Genomic DNA, 16,460 nt, shown 5'->3' with positions numbered 1-16,460 from the left:
GGCTGATCCGTTGCAAACATCTGATTCACCATATGCAACGAGGCTGGACATGCCGTTTGCCAAGGTATGGCGGATCCTAGTGACCGCTTTCAACGGATGGCTGGATGACAGGGCCGCCAGCATGGGCGCCGCCATCGCCTTCTACACCCTGTTCTCGATGGCGCCGATGCTGCTCCTGATCATCGCGGTCGCGGGTCTGGTGTTCGGCGCGGAAGCCGCACAGGGCGCGCTGATGGGCCAGCTGGAAGGAATGATGGGGCGCGAAGGCGCCGCGGCTCTTCAAGCGATGATCGCCAGCGCGGGCCAGCCGGTTTCCGGCACGATCGCGACCGTGGTCGCCGTCGTCACCCTGATCGTCGGCGCGACCACCGTCTTCGCCGAACTGCAGGCATCGCTCAACGTGATCTGGAAGACCGAGCCTCCCAAGGAGCCCGGCATCGTCTGGCTCGTCCGGGTAAGGCTGCTCAGCCTGTCGCTGATCGGCGCGATCGGTTTCCTGCTCCTGGTGTCGCTGGTCGTCAGTGCCGGCCTGACGGCGCTCAGCGGCTATCTTGCGGGGATCATGCCCGGCCTGGACGTCATCATGCAGATCGTCAACCTGCTGATCTCGCTTGCGGTTATCACGACCCTGTTCGCCATCATCTATAAGCTCCTGCCCGATGTCAGCATTCCATGGCGGGACGTCTGGTTCGGATCTTTCATCACCGCCGTGATGTTCTCGATCGGCAAGCTGCTAATCAGCCTCTATCTCGGCAGCAGCAACGTCGCTTCCGCCTATGGCGCCGCCGGCGCCCTGGTGATCGTGCTGATGTGGGTCTACTATTCGTCCCAGATCTTCCTGTTCGGCGCCGAGATCACGCGGGCTTTTTCGGTTACCCACGGCAGCCGCGCGCGGCGCGGGATCAAGCGGGCGGCCGAGGTGGCGGCAAGATGAAGGGCTGCCGTCGAGGGGCAGATAGATCGGAAGACCGTAAAGAACTTGCAGCGGTCCGATGGCGGGTGCATCAATCCGCCCCATGCTCTTCAAGACACTGCTGATCCTGGCCGTATTGGCGATCCTGTTCCCCGCCGTCCGGCGCCGGTTGACGCGTGTCGGCTGGATGGTCTTCGGCGCCGTGATCGTGTTCCTGATGGTCGCGTCGATCGGCCAGCATCACTGACGGAGATGAGGGATCGGACCTTCACAGCTCGGCCAGGCACAAATCCACGTCGGCCGGATCGACCCGGAAGTTCCAGTTGTATTCCAGCGATGGAAACAGGGATTGCGTGATCGTTCCGGGGATCGCCCTGTGCCTCTGCCCCATCAGGCCGGTCAGGTGACGATAGAAGACCGGAAGATGCCCGGCGGGGTGCAGTTCGATCAGGAGCGCTTCCGGCGGAGCGAACAGCATGTTGGTGAAACCCGCACCATGAACGCCCATGACGATCTCCGCTCCGCCGAAGAGTTCGGCTTGAGCGTCGAATGAAAGCTCTTCGAGCCTGACCGGAACGAAGCCGTGGCGCGCCGCTATCGCGGCAACTGCGGCCTCGTTCTCGCAACGGCGGAACAGCGATCCCTGCCGGGAGATCAGGATGCGGCGCGGTCCGCCGCCCCGATTCCGCGGCAGGCCGCGGGTCAAGCGCTCCCGCACCGTCCTAGCCGCATCGGCACTCACCGATGGGAGCATCCAGTCCATCTGCCCATCCGGCCGCCGTGAACGCGGCACCAGACCGGAGATCCTCAGCTTGGCGAACCGCACCAGGGCCGGAGTGCCGGCCGACGTCATAAGCCGGGGGGGATCGACGCCCATCAGGTCCAATGTGCGGTGATGAAACGCCGACAGGTCACGGTTGACCAGCAGCGGCAGCCGCTCCCCATCGTCGATGGCGACCAGCCGAGGCAGCGTATCGAGCATCCAGTGATAATAGTTGCCGGTTCCGCCCAGGAACTCGACCGGCCGGTCGACCCGGCGGCGCGGCAGGTCGTCCCGAACCAGCGCCACGCCCTTGCCCGGCACCAAGACGAAGTTGTCCTTGCCGAGCGGAGGCGTGAAGACGAGGTCTAGCGCCATCCTGTCGCCGTCGATCAAGTGCCACTGATCGACGCAGAGATCGACCTCCGCCAGTTCGATCGCTCGGCCGCCTTCCGGCAGCGAACCGGTCAGCGGGAACAGCCGGCGGATCGCCTCGCCCGGTCCGGGTGCCCCGGCGCGCAGCCGGATCCTGGCTCCCGCTTCGGCATGCCCCTGCCGGGCGAGCCGATCCCAGCGTACGGTCGCCTCCTCCGTCCGGCCGGCATCGTCGAGCGCGGTTGCCAGATTGGACAGCACGTTCGGATTGTCCGGTTCCAGAAGTTCCGCCTCCAGGAAGGCGGCGACCGCGTCCCCACACTGTCGCCGCCGTGCCGCCGCCGTGCCGATCACCGTCCAGGCATGCACCGGTTCCCGGTCCTGGCCGATCAAGGTCCGGGCGATCTCCAGCGCCTCGTCGGGGAAACCCCGTGTCGCCAGCACTCCCGCCAGCGCCGCGAGCGACGCACAGGCTGCGGGAGAGCCGGCCGGCTGGCGGTCCAGCGCCCGCCGCAGCATCTTCTCCGCCCGTTCCAGGCTGCCCAGGCGGGCACAGGCGACTCCCATGTTATGGAGGGTGCCGGGATCGTCGGGCGCCAGAGCCAGCGCCTGCTCGAGCAGGGATGCCGCAGCCGGTTCGTCCCCTTGCTCCAGCAGGTCGGCCGCCACTTCGTTCAGCAGGCCGGGGGACCCGGCATGGCGCCGGATCAGGTCGGCGACGACCCGCGCCGCATCGGCCGGTCTACCTGACTGGCGTAGGGCGCGGCCGAGCAGAAGGGCGGTACCGCCGTTGCCCGGATCGAGCCGGAGCGATGTTTCGAATGCCTCTGCCGCATCGGCCGGAGCGCCTGCCATGGTATGGCAAAGGCCATGCAGATACGCCATGGCCGGATCGTTCGGCACCTGAAGGCGGGCTTGGCGGATCAGCCGGTCCGCCGCCGCCGTGTCGCGCTCCAGCAGATAGGCCTTGGCGCGCTCGAAGAGTTCGGCTGCGCCGATGCCGCCCGACCCGGTCACCCCGTCGTGATTTCCAGCGGCCACCCTGTACCTTTCAGTCTGAATATCGGGATGACGGATGGCGAAAAGCTAAGCGGCATCGTATCAAAAACTACAATATTCCCTTCGTTATACATCAGTTGGCAATATGCGGCGCTCTAAACTGTCGCCGCGGCGTCCCGGCCGCCCCGGATGCACCATCCTCCCTGCGAGCAAATCGAAGAAGATCAACGAGAAAGATGCTGGCGACCTGTTCCCAGGACGATCTGTTGAGGATAATCCAGACCATCGGCGTTCCAACGTTCGCGATGGACGTACTCGGCGACGACCTGTTCCATTACGTGGCCATCAACGGCCGTCTGGAAGAAATCACCGGGCTGTTCACATCGGCGGTGCTCGGCAGGACTCCGGCGGAAGTCCTGAGTCCGGCGCAGGCGGCGGCGCTGGAACAGCGGTGCAGGAACTGCGTCCGGCTGCGTGGAACGCTGGAATACGAGCACGAACTGGACCTGCGGGATACTCACCGCTGGCTGCGCGTGGCTCTGGTGCCGCTGTTCGACACCATGGGCCGGATCGTCCGCCTGATGGGAACCGTCACCGATGTGACGGAGCAAAAGCGGGCGGAACAGGATCTGCTGCGCACCCATGAACTCTACCGCGGCGTGCTGGACCAGCAGCAGGACCTGATCTCACGGTTCCTGCCTGATACCACCCTGACCTATGTCAACGTCGCCTATGCGCGCGCCATGGGCCGGCCCGCCCATGAGCTGATCGGCACCCGCTTCGCCCAGTCGCTGCCGGATCTGGACCGGGACAGGGTCCTGAGGCTGTTCCAGCGGAACCGGACTCAGGATGGATCGAATCCGACCGGGTTCTCCAACGAGAACGCTTTGATCAACAATGCCGGAGAACTGCGCTGGATTCGCTGGCGCAACGTCGCACTGTCGGACCCTGCCGGCAGGATTATCGGTTACCAGAGCGTCGGCACCGACATAACGGATCAGCGCCGGGCCGAAGAAGGACTGCGGACCGCGCGGCAAAGCCTTCGCGAAGCCATCGACAGCATATCCGAAGGCTTCGCGCTTTATGACCCGGAAGACAGGTTGTCGCTCTACAACCAGAACTTCGTCGTCGATACGCCACAGCTGGCGTCCTTCGCATCGCCGCTTGGCGTGACGTTCGAGCAGATCCTGCGAGCCGGCGTGGCAAGCCGCCAGATTGTCGATGCCGACGCCGCCAGGGATCCGGAACGATGGATCTCGGACCGGATGAACAGCCACCGTCATCCACCCGAGAACCCCATCGAACTGCGTCTTGCCAATGGAAGACATCTGAGCGTCGCCGAGCGCCGGACGAAAGACGGCAGTATCGTCTGTATCCAGACCGACATAACCCGCCTGCGCGAACAGGAAGCGAAGATCCGAGAAAGCGAGCGCCGCCTGAAGGTGATCCTGGATACCGCGGCCGATGCGATCCTGACGATCGACGAAGCCGGCCTGATCCGCGACTTCAACAAGGCGGCCGAAAGGATCTTCGGTTATGCCGCTCGTGACGTGATCGGGCGGAGCATCGAGATGCTGATGCCCGAAGACATGGCGAAACGTCACCAGGGTTTCATCGATACCAATAGAAGGACTGGCATCAACCGGATCATCGGCATCGGCCGGGAAGTTTGCGGCAAACGTGCCGACGGCACTCTGGTCGACCTGGACCTTGCCATCAGCAAGGTGAGCGGCGGCGAAACGCTGTTCACCGGCATCTTGCGCGACATCACCGACCGTAAACAGACGGAACGGGAATTGCGCGACAGCGAACAGCGGTTTCGCCTGCTGGCGGACAACGCGACCGACATCATTTCATTGCATGCTCCCGACACTGCCATCCTCTATATCTCGCCGTCCTGCATGTCGCAGCTTGGGCATGCACCCGGCGAGCTGACGGGCCGCCGGCTGACCGACTTCGTCCACCCGGACGACCGCGCGACGCTGGAAGCGCGGCGCAACGAGGTACTGGAGGGACATCCCCGTCTCGCGAAATTCCGGCTTCGCCACCGGGACGGCCGCTGGCTGTGGTTCGAGAGCATGGCGGCCCGGATCGAAGCGACGACCGGCGGAAGCACCGGCACCGGCGCCAGCATTCTAGCGTCGTCGCGTGAGATCACCGAGCGGGTGCGGTACGAACAGGACCTGCGGGAAGCCAGCGACCGCCTGACCGCACAGGCGGCGGAACTGCGCACGCTGGCGGTCGACCTGGACGCGGCACGCCGCGTCGCGGAGCAGGCCAGCCGCGGCAAGTCCCAGTTCCTGGCGATGATGAGCCACGAGCTGCGAACCCCCATGACCGGCGTGCTCGGGATGGTCGATCTGCTGGTCGGCACGCCGCTTTCGGATGAGCAGCGCCACTATGTCCGGACGCTGGGCAGCTCGGCCAAGACCTTGCTGACGCTGCTTAACGACGTTCTCGACTTCTCGAAGATCGAGGCCGGACAGCTTCAGATCGAAACGATCGACTTCGATCTGCGGCGGGTCGTCGAAGATGTCGTACAGTTGTTCCTGGGACATGCGGCCGACAAGGGAATAGCGCTGACGGCCACCATCCCGGCTGACGCGCCGGAAGTCCTGTGCGGCGACCCGACGCGATTGCGGCAAGTTCTGTTCAACCTCGTCAGCAACGCGATCAAGTTCACGCAGAACGGCGAGGTCGAAGTCCGGCTGACGACGGTCGAGCCCTCGCCGGACTCTACCCAGTACCTGCTCCGGTTCGAAGTGACCGATACCGGGTTGGGTCTCAAGGACGAGGAGTGCGCACGGCTGTTCGAACCGTTCGTGCAAGCCGATACCACGACGACTCGGCGCTTCGGCGGAACCGGGCTTGGACTGGCGATCTGCCGGCAACTGGTCGAGGCGATGGGCGGGTCGATCGACGTGCGCAGCGAATGGGGATGCGGTTCGATTTTCTTCTTCAGCGTTCTGCTGGAACGCGGACGGACCGACTCCCTGCCGCCGCCAGCCGACTGGACCGCACCGGATGCCGCCCCTCGTTCCGCGCAGGGGGCAAAAATCCTTCTGGCCGAAGACAACGAGGTCAACCGCATGCTGGTCATGAAGATGCTTGAACGTCTTGGCCACGTGACGGAACCGGTACACAACGGCAAGGAAGCCGTCGAAGCCGCGAAAGGCGGCGGTTTCGACCTGATCCTGATGGACATGCAGATGCCCGTCATGGACGGGGCCACGGCAACCCGGGAGATAAGGCGCCTGCCGGGGGTGGCGGGACGGGTTCCCATATTGGCCTTGACCGCCGACGCCATCTCCAACCATCGCGAGCGGCATCTGGAAGCCGGCTTGGACGGGTACTTCACCAAGCCCATCGACTGGAAAATGCTGGCCGAAGCGATCACGCGGCTGACCGGTGCGGAAACCTTGCCGGAAGACACGCCCGCAGAGGAGAGCGCCTGCCGGAAATCATCCGAGGAAGGCATGGATGGCGAGCGCGACGGGGACTTGCTGATCCAGCTGCCCCTGCTCGATACCGACCGGCTTGACGAGCTGCACGCCGCCGTGGGCGACAGCTACGACATGATGATCGACATGTTTCCCGAAAGTGCGAGGGAGGAACTAGGCGCCCTGCGCGCCGCGCTCGATGCCGGCGACGCTGCGACGGCACGGCGCGCCGCGCATACGCTGAAAGGCATCGCAGCCAGCTTCGGCGCCACCAGGGTCCAGGCCATCGCACATATGCTGGAAGACACCACCCTGCCCCGCGACCGGTCGAATGCCTTGATCGCATCGCTGGAGACGACGCTAAGTGCCACCCTAGCGGCGCTGGAGCCGATCGATTAGCACGGCAGTACCGGGACACCCGCCTGTAGTCACAGCATCGCGAAACGGCGGCGCAGGATCTCCCGGCCGCCATGGGGAAGGAATTGCCGCCGGTCCGACAAGGTGGTCAGCGACAGCGTCTTGCAATCGTCCGGATTGTCGATCCGCACCAGCCGCGCATGGACTGGAAAGCCCGGAGGCTGGACTATGCTGACGACCTGCCAGATATCGGGGTAAGAGGCCCCCGCCTTGACGAAGCACTGCCCAACCGTGACCGGCATGCCAAACCTCCAAACGCACTCCGCCGGATCTTGGCGGTTCGGAATTACGTTAAGGTTAATTATAACAGCTTTGCCGGTAATGTCGTTCGATCGGGCCGGAAATCCAGTAACGGAAAGCCCAGACCGGAATATCTTGGACCGGAATATCTTGCTTCCTGTTCGCCCGATTATTCTTCCAGAAGTGCTGCAAGCTTCAAGGCGGAGCCCATCGAGCCTTGGACCTTGAGTTTCCCGGTCGCGAAGGCCAGCGTCGGGTTGAGCACGCCTTCGAGCATCTTGTCGAAATTGTCCAGGCTCATGCGGATGGTGCAGACTGCTTCGCCATCGTCGCGCGACAAGCTGGCCGGGCTTCTCGTGGCGTCCAGCCGCAAGAGCCCGTCCTTGCCGAAGTCGAATCTGGCCACCGCATTGAACGCACGGAATTGGGCAAGCCGCCCCCGCATTTTGGCTTCAATCTGATCGAGTGTCATCGCCGCCGTGGATATAGGGAAGAGGAACCGATCGGACTGGATACCATTCAACCCCGGACGAGGTCCAGATATCGGCCGGTCGCCTGGATATCCGCCCTGAGAACGGCGCGGCGCGCAGTCGCCTCCGCGTCCTCGCCCCATTGCTCGATCTGGAACGTCTCGTCCACCTGCGACGCGGCGAAAGCTTCCTCGGCGGAGATTCGCTTTTCCAGCAGCGCGAGCGCCAGGACGAGGGAGCCGAGTTCCGACGTGGCGTTCTGAACGCCGGCCAGCGTCAGGTTGTCCAGCGACTCGACCACCTCGGCGAGACGCGCGATGGCCTCCGGCGGCTGCGGTTTCGGCATGATGCCGATATGCACTTCCAGAGCGGCGCCATAGCGAATTTCCGCCCAATCCAACAGCGGCTGCCACACCCGTCGCTGCCGCTCGGCCAACTCGACCGGATGGTCGGTGCGGTAGCACAGCAGGTCCGTTTCGGCATAGGCGGCGACGGCACGGACGATTTCTTCGCGCTGGGCAGGGATCCGGTCGATCGCCGTGCTGGCAAGCTGGGTGACCGGCATGGCATGCGGCCGGATGTCTTCTACCTGCGCATCCCATTCCTCGGCAACCGCCTCCATCAGGGCGCGGTTGCGCATGACGAAATGCGCCTTGGCGGGGGTCCTGACCGGCTTGCCGTCCAAGTGGACGACATGGCCGTCATCGACTTCAGCCACCGTGACCAGTTTGTAGAACCTCTTCATCTTTCACACATCATCCGTTACGGTTCGCGGCGTCCTGCAACTTCGTCCCGGCAGCTCCGGGTACCGGCAATTCAAGCCAACAGTTCCAACACGGCACCCGGCACCTGGTCCGTCGTCAGGCAAATGCGCTGTGCGCCCGCGCCCGTCAACTCCTCCACCTCATGGTAGCCCCAGGCGACGCCGACCGCACCCGTCCGGGCACTGCCTGCCATCAGCATATCGAAGCTGGTGTCGCCGATGACGACGGTGCCGGACGCGTCCGCCCCGGTTTCCGCCAGCGCGCGAAAAACCATGTCCGGGTGCGGCTTGCCCGGCCCGGTATCCGATGTCTGCAAGGTACAGAAGCGGTCGAGCAATCCATGGGCGTCCAGCGTAGCGACCAGCCCGCGCCGCGACTTGCCGGTGGCGACGCCGAGCAGCAGGCCGGCATCCTCCAGCGCTTCCAGCGCCTCGCGCATGCCGGGGAACAGCGGTTCCTCGTTGACGCCCCGGTTTCGGGCATCGGCGAAGGCCAGCCGGTACTTGTCGGCGACGGCGGCATGCAGGCGCCCCGGATCGTCCGGCAGCAGCATGGCCACCGCCCGCACCAGCGGCAAGCCTACGACGCGGCGTACTGCCGCAGGGTTCGGCATCGGCAATCCGAGGCCGACGAATGCCGTGTTCATGGCGGCGACGATCGCGTACTGGCTGTCAACCAGGGTGCCATCACAGTCGAATAGAGCCAGTCTCAGGGGTTTGGTCATGGCAACCCTGCTTTTTGCGCCTGTTTTTCGGCGGCCGGGGTTCGGCCCCGGCCTCTTGAGCGGGCGTTTCATAGCAGACGGCGGCGATTATGGGCAGTGGAAAGCCCGGCGCCCGGGTAGTTCCCCGCTCCCCTTACTCGACAGCGGCGAACGGGTCGCCGTCGTTCTCCTTGTCGAAGCTGAAGTAGGTCCAGGTCGTGACCATGTGCGGCGGCAGTGGTGCCGTCACGTCGATCCGGCCGCCGCGCGGATGGGGCATGATCAGCCGGCGGGCATGAAGGTGAAGCTGGTTGGGGAGTCCCGTGCCCGCCAGGAAAGCCTCCGGCCCGCCATACTTGCCGTCACCCAGGATCGGCGTGCCGATCGCTTCCATATGGACGCGAAGCTGGTGGGTCCGGCCGGTCAGCGGCCACAGCGCCACGAAGGCGACCTTCTTGTTGGCGTGCTCGACCACCTGATAAAGGCTGACCGCGCGCTTGCCATCCTCGTCGTCCACGGCGACCCGCTCGCCCCGTCCGGTCGGCTCCTTGGCGAGGGCCGCATCGACCTTGCCCTGGAACGGCCGGGGCACGCCCACGGTAACCGCCCAGTAGTATTTCCGCGCATCCTTGCCCCGGAAGGCTGCCGCCAGCTTGGTCGCGGCGAAGGCCGTGCGGGCGAGCACCAGCACGCCGCTGGTATCCTTGTCCAGCCGGTGGACCAGCTTCGGCCGCTCGTCCTTTTCGAACATCAGCGCGTCGAGCATCGCGTCCAGATGCTTCGGCGTCGCGGTGCCGCCCTGTACGGCCAGACCGGCGGGCTTGTCGATCACCAGGACGTCGCCGTCCTTGTAGAGCACGCGGGCCTGGATCTCGGCGGCGTCCTTGCGGCTGACCTTGGGTTTCGGCGGACCGCCGGATGCCGGAACCGCCTCCTGGTCGCCCAGCGGCGGGATGCGGACGGTTTGGCCGGTTTCAAGCCTGACGTTGGCCTTGACGCGCTTGCCGTCCACGCGGATCTGCCCGGTCCGCAGCAGCTTTTCCAGCCAGCCATGATTGACCTGCGGAAAATGGCGCTTGAACCAGCGGTCCAGCCGGATTTCCGACTCCTCCGCCATGATCGTCCTCGTTTCGACCTCGCTCACCCGACAATGCCCCTGACCAGAAAAAGGCCGGCGAACAACGCGCCGACCGAAAAAACAACGGAAACCACCATATAGAGCGCCGCCGATACCATTTCGCCCCGCTGCATCAGGACGACGAGGTCCAGCGAGAAGGTGGAAAAGGTCGTGAAGCCGCCGAGCACGCCGACCGCCAGAAGCGCCCTGACCTCCGGCGCGGGCGTCCATGCGAGCATCCACCACTCGACCAATATTCCCATCGCCAGCGAGCCGATCACGTTGACCGCCAGCGTACCATAGGGGAATGCCGTTCCGAACCACTGACCGACGACGGCCATCGTGACGAAACGCGCAACGGATCCGGCAGCACCGCCAGCGGCGACCGCGAGCAGCATGGCGGGGGAGAAAGTCATGGCGACCGGGAAATTCCATGGATCGAGAAACGGTACCGTAGCCGGGCGGGTCGTCGAGGGCAAGACGCCGTGCTCACAGGCGTGCTTATCGAGGAGCCCCCACGCCGAAGATCCAGCCTTCCTGGCTTCGGGCACGTTCATCCAATCCGTCCGGTGACCAGACGGGGGGATCTGCGCACAACCGGCGCAGACCGGCCGCCGACACCAACGCGTCGGTATCGTGGTCGGTCGGGACCGGAAGCGAGATGTCTACCGGATCGCTGCCGAGCAGAGCGAGACAGTCGTTGAGATCGGCCCAAGTCCTGACCTTGCGCAAGCCCCAGCCCGTGCACATCAGGAACAGACGGGGATAGATTTCCACCAGGACGCTGCGCCCATCGATCCGCTCGAACGGCCAGACGGCGACATCGTCGCGCCTGAGTCGGAGAGCGCGTAGCAGCCGCATGCCCGCCAGAGCGCCCTTCCCAACCTGCTTGGCGCCAATCAGCTTGTAGGGGCTTTCCGGCGATCCAAGCCCGTCCGCCCGGCAGGCGTCCTCCGTCCTCCGGCGTCCGAGCGTCAGGTTTTCCGGCTTCGGTCCGCCGATCCAGTAGCCCGAAGCGTGGGCGGGATGGCGCGGGAAGGCGCCGCCGAACAGGTCAGGGTCGGCTTCGCAGACCTTCTCGACAAGCTCCCACAGATCGAAGACCGTGCCGGCGCCGTGTTGGAAGTATGAGGCGGCCGTGTCGAACGGCAACGAGAAAGCGCAATCGATGCCGACCAGCAGGCGGCTGCCTTGGCCGATCCGCCAGTCGAGCCAATCGAGCACCTGGGTACGGGTCCACGGGTGGCGGGCATCCGGCGGCTGGATCAGGTTGGGGGCACCGGTGCCGGGTGCGCACTCGGCGACCGCTATACCGCGATAGCTCTTGCCGGCCGCTCCCGACCAGTCGATCGCGACGAAGCCGTCGAAACTATCGATCATTCCGGATCGTGTGACTTCTGGGCACGCAGCTTGCTCCAGTAGTCCAGGCGCTTGCGGATCTCCCGCTCGAATCCCCGCTCCGGCGGACGATAGAACTGCTGGCGCGGCATGCCGTCGGGAAAGTAGTTCTGGCCGCTGAAACCCTCGGCGGTGTCGTGGTCGTACTCGTAGCCTGTGCCGTAGCCGAGGCCTTTCATCATCTTGGTTGGCGCGTTCAGGATATGCTTGGGCGGCATCAGCGAACCGGTTTCCCGCGCGGTGCGGACGGCCGATTTGTAGGCGGTATAGGCGGCGTTGGATTTGGGCGCGGTCGCCATGTAGATCGTGCACTGCGCGATCGCCAGCTCGCCTTCCGGAGAGCCCAGGCGCTCGTAAGTTTCCCAGGCGGCAAGCGCCTGCGGAAGAGCCTGCGGATCGGCCAGACCGATGTCCTCGACCGCCATCCGAACCAGCCGGCGCGCGATATAGCGCGGGTCCTCGCCGCCATCGAGCATGCGGGTAAGCCAGTACAGCGCCGCATCGCAATCGGAGCCGCGCACCGATTTGTGGAGAGCGCTGATCAGGTTGTAATGGCCTTCCTGCGACTTGTCGTACAGGGGCGCCCGGCGCTGCACCGTGCCGACCAGCGCCGTCGTATCCAGCGGCGTTGCCGGCGCAAGCGCGAACAGCTCCTCGCACAGGTTCAGCAGGAAGCGGCCGTCGCCGTCGGCCATGGCCTTGACCGCCTGCCGGGCGTCCGGGTCGAGCGGCAGCGGCTTGCCCATCTCGGCCTCGGCCCGCGTCAGCAGCAGTTCCAGCGCCGCATCGTCGAGACGGTTGAGGACGAAGACCTGTGCCCGGGACAGAAGCGCCGCGTTCAGCTCGAAAGACGGGTTCTCGGTCGTGGCGCCGACCAGCGTCACGGTCCCGTCCTCGACATAAGGGAGGAATCCGTCCTGCTGGCTGCGGTTGAAGCGATGGATCTCGTCGATGAACAGGAGGGTGCCCCGGCCCGCGTTGCGCCGGAGCTTGGCCGATTCGAAGACCTTGCGCAGGTCGGCGACGCCGGAGAAAACGGCGGAAAGAGGCTCGAAATGGAGTTCCGTCTGATCGGCGAGCAGACGCGCGATGGTGGTCTTGCCGCAGCCGGGAGGACCCCACAGGATCATGGACGCAAGGCGATGGGTGGAGATCATCCGTCCGACCGGGCCGGACGGCGTCAGCAGGTGATCCTGCCCGACGACCTCGCCCAGGGTCTTCGGCCGCAGCCTGTCCGCCAGCGGGCGCGGGGCGGACGCGGAGAAAAGGGTCATCGCCGCTTCGCCCTCAGCCCGCGACCGTCGAGGTCAGGACCTGATCGCCCCGGCGGACCGTCACCTTCCAGGCGCTCTGCGTCCTTGAAAGCAGCCTGGTAAGCTGCGACGTACTGCCGACCTCGCGCTCATCGATCCGCAGCACGACATCGCCGCTCTGCACCCCGACACGGGCGGCGGGGCTGTTGCGGGCGACTTCGAGGATGACGACACCCTGCCCGGGACCGGTAAAGCCGATCTCCTCGGCGAGCGCCGGCGACAGGTTGGCGACGGTGGCGCCGGCCAGGGGCTGCCGTCCGCTGAGCTGGGTGACGTCGCGCGGCGGGTCTTCCGGCGGCGGCGTGACCTGGAATGTAATCTGGCGCGGCTTGCCGCCACGGATCACGGACAGCGCGGCATTCCCGCCCAGCGGCATCGTGGCGACGCGGAACTTGAGCGCTTCGGGGTCGTCCACCGCGCGCTCGTTGATCGAGGTGATGACGTCGCCGACCCGCAAGCCGGCGATGGCCGCCGGACTCTTGGGGTCCACCGCGTTGACCAGGACACCGGCGGGACGGCTCAATCCAAGCGAACTGGCGATATCCGCCGTGACCGTCTGCCCGTCGACGCCGAGCCAGGGCCGCACCAGCTTGCCGCCGCCGGCCACCGCATCGATCACCGTCCGCACCATGTTCGACGGAATCGCGAAGCCGATCCCCAGCGAGCCGCCGCTGCGCGAATATATGGCGGAGTTGATCCCGACCAGCCGGCCGTCCATCGACACCAGCGCGCCACCCGAATTGCCGGGATTGATCGCCGCATCGGTCTGGATGAAGAAGTTGAAGTCGCTTACCCCGACCGCCGTCCGGGCCAGAGCCGAGACGATCCCGCTGGTCACCGTCTGGCCGACTCCGAAGGGGTTGCCGATCGCCAGAACCAAGTCGCCCACTTCCAGTTCGTCGCTGTCGTGCAGCGCCAGGAAGGGCAGCTTTTCTCCCCGTGGCGGCGTGATCCGGAGGATGGCGAGGTCGGTTTTGGAGTCGGTAGAAACGACCTTCGCCTCGAACTCGCGCCGGTCGGCCAGGACGACCGTTATCTGATCGCTGTCCTTGACGACATGATCGTTGGTGACGATCAGCCCGTCGGCGGCGACGAGGACGCCGGAGCCAAGCGAGCGCTCGACCCGCTCGCGCGGCATGCCCAAGGGATTGGACTGCCCGAAGAAGCGCTGGAAGAAAGGGTCGTCGAACAGCGGCGAGACCCGCTGCTGGACGACACGCCTGGTGTAGATGTTGACCACGGCGGGCGCCGTCTGCTTGACCAGCGGGGCGAACGACAGGCTGATCTGCTGGCGGGAGTCGGGCAGCGTCCGCTGCTGGGCAAGCCCGGTTCCCGCGAACCCCAGGAGGGCCGCGACGACGAGGATCAGGCGAAGGGGATGGAGCGGCGACATCATGGAAGGCATTTAGGCATTCGGCTTCGAAGGAGGAAGGGGCGCCGGCGTCTCATGGCGTCTGAAAGCCTAATTGCAGCGCGTGAAGCACATGTTCAACTGACGCTCGCAGGTGCTTGCCGAATAGGATCTGGTCCGGCCGGTATCGTCGCGCCGGGCGGCTGCGGTGTCCGAGCAGACGGAATAGTCCCGATTGCAGGATCGGCGGCATGAGTACCGGTCGTCCTGGGTCGAATTCCCACGTAACTCCTCACTGGGAGGATTGATTGGCGATCCATCGCGGTGACCGAGACTCTCACCGGCTGCCGACGGCGGATTGGGAATGTCGCGGGGCGAGGTCTTGCCTGTCGGCGCGCATGCAGCCAGCAATAAACAGCATGCTGCCAGTGCCGAGCGTATACTTGCCATGGCGTTTCCCCCGGGGCCGAACTGGATACTTATGAAGATGGTGAAAGCTGAATAACAAAAAAGGCGGCTCCAGGGGAGCCGCCTTCCTTTGTGTCATCCAAGGGATGGACAGATCAACCCTCGGATTCGTCGTCCATGACCTGGACCGGACCGCTGTCCAAGCCCTTGGCCGCGACGTCGCGATCGACCAGCTCGATGAACGCCAGCGGCGCGGCGTCGCCGTAGCGGAAGCCGGCCTTCAGGACGCGGGTGTAGCCGCCGGGACGCTGGTTGTAGCGCTCGGCGATCGGGCCGAACAGCTTGGCAACGACGACATCGTCACGCAGCTGGGCATAAGCCAGACGACGGTTGTGCAGGCCGCCCTTCTTGCCGAGCGTGATCAGCTTCTCGACGATCGGACGCAGGTCCTTCGCCTTCGGAAGGGTGGTCTTGATCTGCTCGTGCTTGATCAGCGCTGCGGCCATGTTGCTGAACATGGCTTTGCGATGGCTGGAGGTGCGATTGAATTTCCGGCCGCTCATACCGTGACGCATGACTGCGTGCTCCTTCCTCTGGCGTGGCTTCGCTCACGAAACCGATGGTGAAATCCACCGCCCGGCCCGCTGAAATGCGGGTGCCGGTACGACGGACGGGATGTGATGGGTAGTCAGGCGGTGCTTAGTACGGCTCTTCGAGACGCTTGGCCAGCTCTTCGATGTTCTCGGGCGGCCAATTCGGGATTTCCATGCCCAGATGCAGACCCATCTGCGACAGGACTTCCTTGATCTCGTTCAGCGACTTGCGGCCGAAGTTCGGGGTGCGGAGCATTTCCGCTTCCGTCTTCTGCACCAGATCGCCGATATAGACGATGTTGTCGTTCTTCAGGCAGTTGGCCGACCGGACCGACAGTTCCAGCTCGTCCACCTTGCGCAGAAGGTTCTTGTTGAACGGCGGCTCTTCGCCCCGCTCCTCGGCGACCGCATGGGTCGGCTCTTCGAAGTTGATGAAGAGCTGGAGCTGGTCCTGGAGAATTCGCGCGGCCAAGGCCACCGCGTCTTCCGGCGAAACGGCGCCGTTGGTCTCGACCTGCATCGACAGCCGGTCGTAGTCGGTGACCTGCCCGACGCGGGTGTTGTCGACCTTGTAGGAGACCTTGCGGATCGGCGCGAACAGCGCATCGACCGGGATCAGGCCGATCGGTGCGTCTTCCGGACGGTTCTGGCTGGCCGGGACGTAGCCCTTGCCGTTCTCGACCGTCAGCTCCATCACGAGGCGGGCGCTGTTGTCGAGCGTGCAGATCACCAGCTCCGGGTCCATCACTTCGATGTCCGCGCCGGTTTCGATCATGCCGGCCGTAACTTCACCGGGGCCTTCCGCGCGCAGGCGCATCCGCTTCGGACCGTCGCCGTGGAGGCGCAGACCCATTGTCTTGATGTTAAGGACGATGTCGGTAACATCCTCCCGAACACCGGGGATCGACGAGAACTCGTGCAGGACACCTTCGATCTGGATCGACGTGACGGCGGCACCCTGAAGCGACGACAGCAGCACGCGGCGCAGCGCATTGCCGAGAGTGAGACCAAAACCGCGCTCAAGCGGCTCGGCAACCACGGTCGCGACCCGTTGCGGATCGTCGCCCGGCTGGATGTCGAGCTTGTTCGGCTTAATCAGCTCCTGCCAATTCTTCTGGATCACGTCTTGTAACCTCATGCCATCGGGTTGACGCGCCACCCCGGTTTACCAACGCAGAAAAGCCGATACCCCTCCCGAA

The 16,460-nt window shown here is 65.0% G+C and carries 15 protein-coding genes; 3 read left to right on the top strand and 12 right to left on the bottom strand.

Annotated features, from left to right (window positions below):
- Window positions 1-49 precede the first annotated feature (49 nt).
- Complete coding sequence (locus N826_RS03135; RefSeq protein ID WP_044425951.1) at window positions 50-934, top strand: YihY/virulence factor BrkB family protein; 885 nt, start codon at window positions 50-52, stop codon at window positions 932-934.
- Window positions 935-992: 58 nt separating this feature from the next.
- The gene (locus N826_RS42790) at window positions 993-1,160 is read left to right on the top strand and encodes a hypothetical protein (RefSeq protein WP_157599316.1); all 168 of its coding nucleotides are present in this window, start codon (window positions 993-995) and stop codon (window positions 1,158-1,160) included.
- A 21-nt stretch (window positions 1,161-1,181) separates the two neighbouring features.
- On the opposite strand, the gene N826_RS03130 is transcribed toward N826_RS42790, so the two are convergent.
- Entirely contained in the window at window positions 1,182-3,089 is a 1,908-nt protein-coding gene (locus N826_RS03130; RefSeq protein WP_084720450.1) for a glycosyltransferase 61 family protein, read from the bottom strand.
- A gap of 224 nt (window positions 3,090-3,313) precedes the next feature.
- Here N826_RS03130 and N826_RS39625 point away from each other — a divergent pair, with 224 nt between their 5' ends.
- Entirely contained in the window at window positions 3,314-6,886 is a 3,573-nt protein-coding gene (locus N826_RS39625) for a PAS domain S-box protein (RefSeq protein ID WP_169789279.1), read from the top strand.
- A 29-nt stretch (window positions 6,887-6,915) separates the two neighbouring features.
- Here the strand turns inward: N826_RS39625 and N826_RS03120 are convergent, their stop codons facing one another.
- The 11 genes from N826_RS03120 to N826_RS03070 all read right to left on the bottom strand — a co-directional run bounded on the left by N826_RS03120 (window position 6,916) and on the right by N826_RS03070 (window position 16,384).
- A complete protein-coding gene (locus N826_RS03120; RefSeq protein WP_044425949.1) occupies window positions 6,916-7,146 on the bottom strand; it encodes a hypothetical protein in 231 nt (76 codons plus the stop codon).
- A gap of 167 nt (window positions 7,147-7,313) precedes the next feature.
- On the bottom strand, window positions 7,314-7,616 hold the full coding sequence (locus N826_RS03115; RefSeq protein ID WP_044425948.1) for an SCP2 sterol-binding domain-containing protein: 303 nt from the start codon (window positions 7,614-7,616) through the stop codon (window positions 7,314-7,316).
- Between the two features lie 47 nt (window positions 7,617-7,663).
- On the bottom strand, window positions 7,664-8,359 hold the full coding sequence (locus tag N826_RS03110) for an ATP12 family chaperone protein (protein ID WP_044425947.1): 696 nt from the start codon (window positions 8,357-8,359) through the stop codon (window positions 7,664-7,666).
- Between the two features lie 71 nt (window positions 8,360-8,430).
- The gene (locus tag N826_RS03105; RefSeq protein ID WP_044425946.1) at window positions 8,431-9,102 is read right to left on the bottom strand and encodes an HAD-IA family hydrolase; all 672 of its coding nucleotides are present in this window, start codon (window positions 9,100-9,102) and stop codon (window positions 8,431-8,433) included.
- A 133-nt stretch (window positions 9,103-9,235) separates the two neighbouring features.
- A complete protein-coding gene (locus N826_RS03100) occupies window positions 9,236-10,225 on the bottom strand; it encodes an RluA family pseudouridine synthase (RefSeq protein ID WP_044425945.1) in 990 nt (329 codons plus the stop codon).
- Window positions 10,222-10,614, bottom strand: a complete 393-nt coding sequence (gene crcB / locus N826_RS03095; RefSeq protein ID WP_044425944.1) for a fluoride efflux transporter CrcB — start codon at window positions 10,612-10,614, stop codon at window positions 10,222-10,224. The genes N826_RS03100 and crcB overlap by 4 nt, the downstream gene beginning before the upstream one ends.
- Before the next feature lie 85 nt (window positions 10,615-10,699).
- Window positions 10,700-11,578: a hypothetical protein gene (locus N826_RS03090; RefSeq protein WP_044425943.1), complete on the bottom strand. Its 879-nt coding sequence runs from the start codon at window positions 11,576-11,578 to the stop codon at window positions 10,700-10,702.
- Window positions 11,575-12,870 (bottom strand): replication-associated recombination protein A, encoded by a 1,296-nt coding sequence (locus N826_RS03085; RefSeq protein WP_044425942.1) that lies wholly within the window; start codon window positions 12,868-12,870, stop codon window positions 11,575-11,577. The genes N826_RS03090 and N826_RS03085 overlap by 4 nt, the downstream gene beginning before the upstream one ends.
- Before the next feature lie 13 nt (window positions 12,871-12,883).
- The gene (locus N826_RS03080; RefSeq protein WP_147040143.1) at window positions 12,884-14,314 is read right to left on the bottom strand and encodes a DegQ family serine endoprotease; all 1,431 of its coding nucleotides are present in this window, start codon (window positions 14,312-14,314) and stop codon (window positions 12,884-12,886) included.
- 509 nt (window positions 14,315-14,823) lie between these two features.
- On the bottom strand, window positions 14,824-15,243 hold the full coding sequence (rplQ, locus tag N826_RS03075; RefSeq protein ID WP_044425941.1) for a 50S ribosomal protein L17: 420 nt from the start codon (window positions 15,241-15,243) through the stop codon (window positions 14,824-14,826).
- A gap of 124 nt (window positions 15,244-15,367) precedes the next feature.
- Entirely contained in the window at window positions 15,368-16,384 is a 1,017-nt protein-coding gene (locus N826_RS03070) for a DNA-directed RNA polymerase subunit alpha (protein WP_044425940.1), read from the bottom strand.
- Between the last annotated feature and the right edge of the window lie 76 nt (window positions 16,385-16,460).

Origin of the sequence: Skermanella aerolata KACC 11604, assembly GCF_000936425.1 — a bacterium.
GTDB lineage: Bacteria > Pseudomonadota > Alphaproteobacteria > Azospirillales > Azospirillaceae > Skermanella > Skermanella aerolata.
This window is presented reverse-complemented; position numbering and strand designations above follow the sequence as displayed.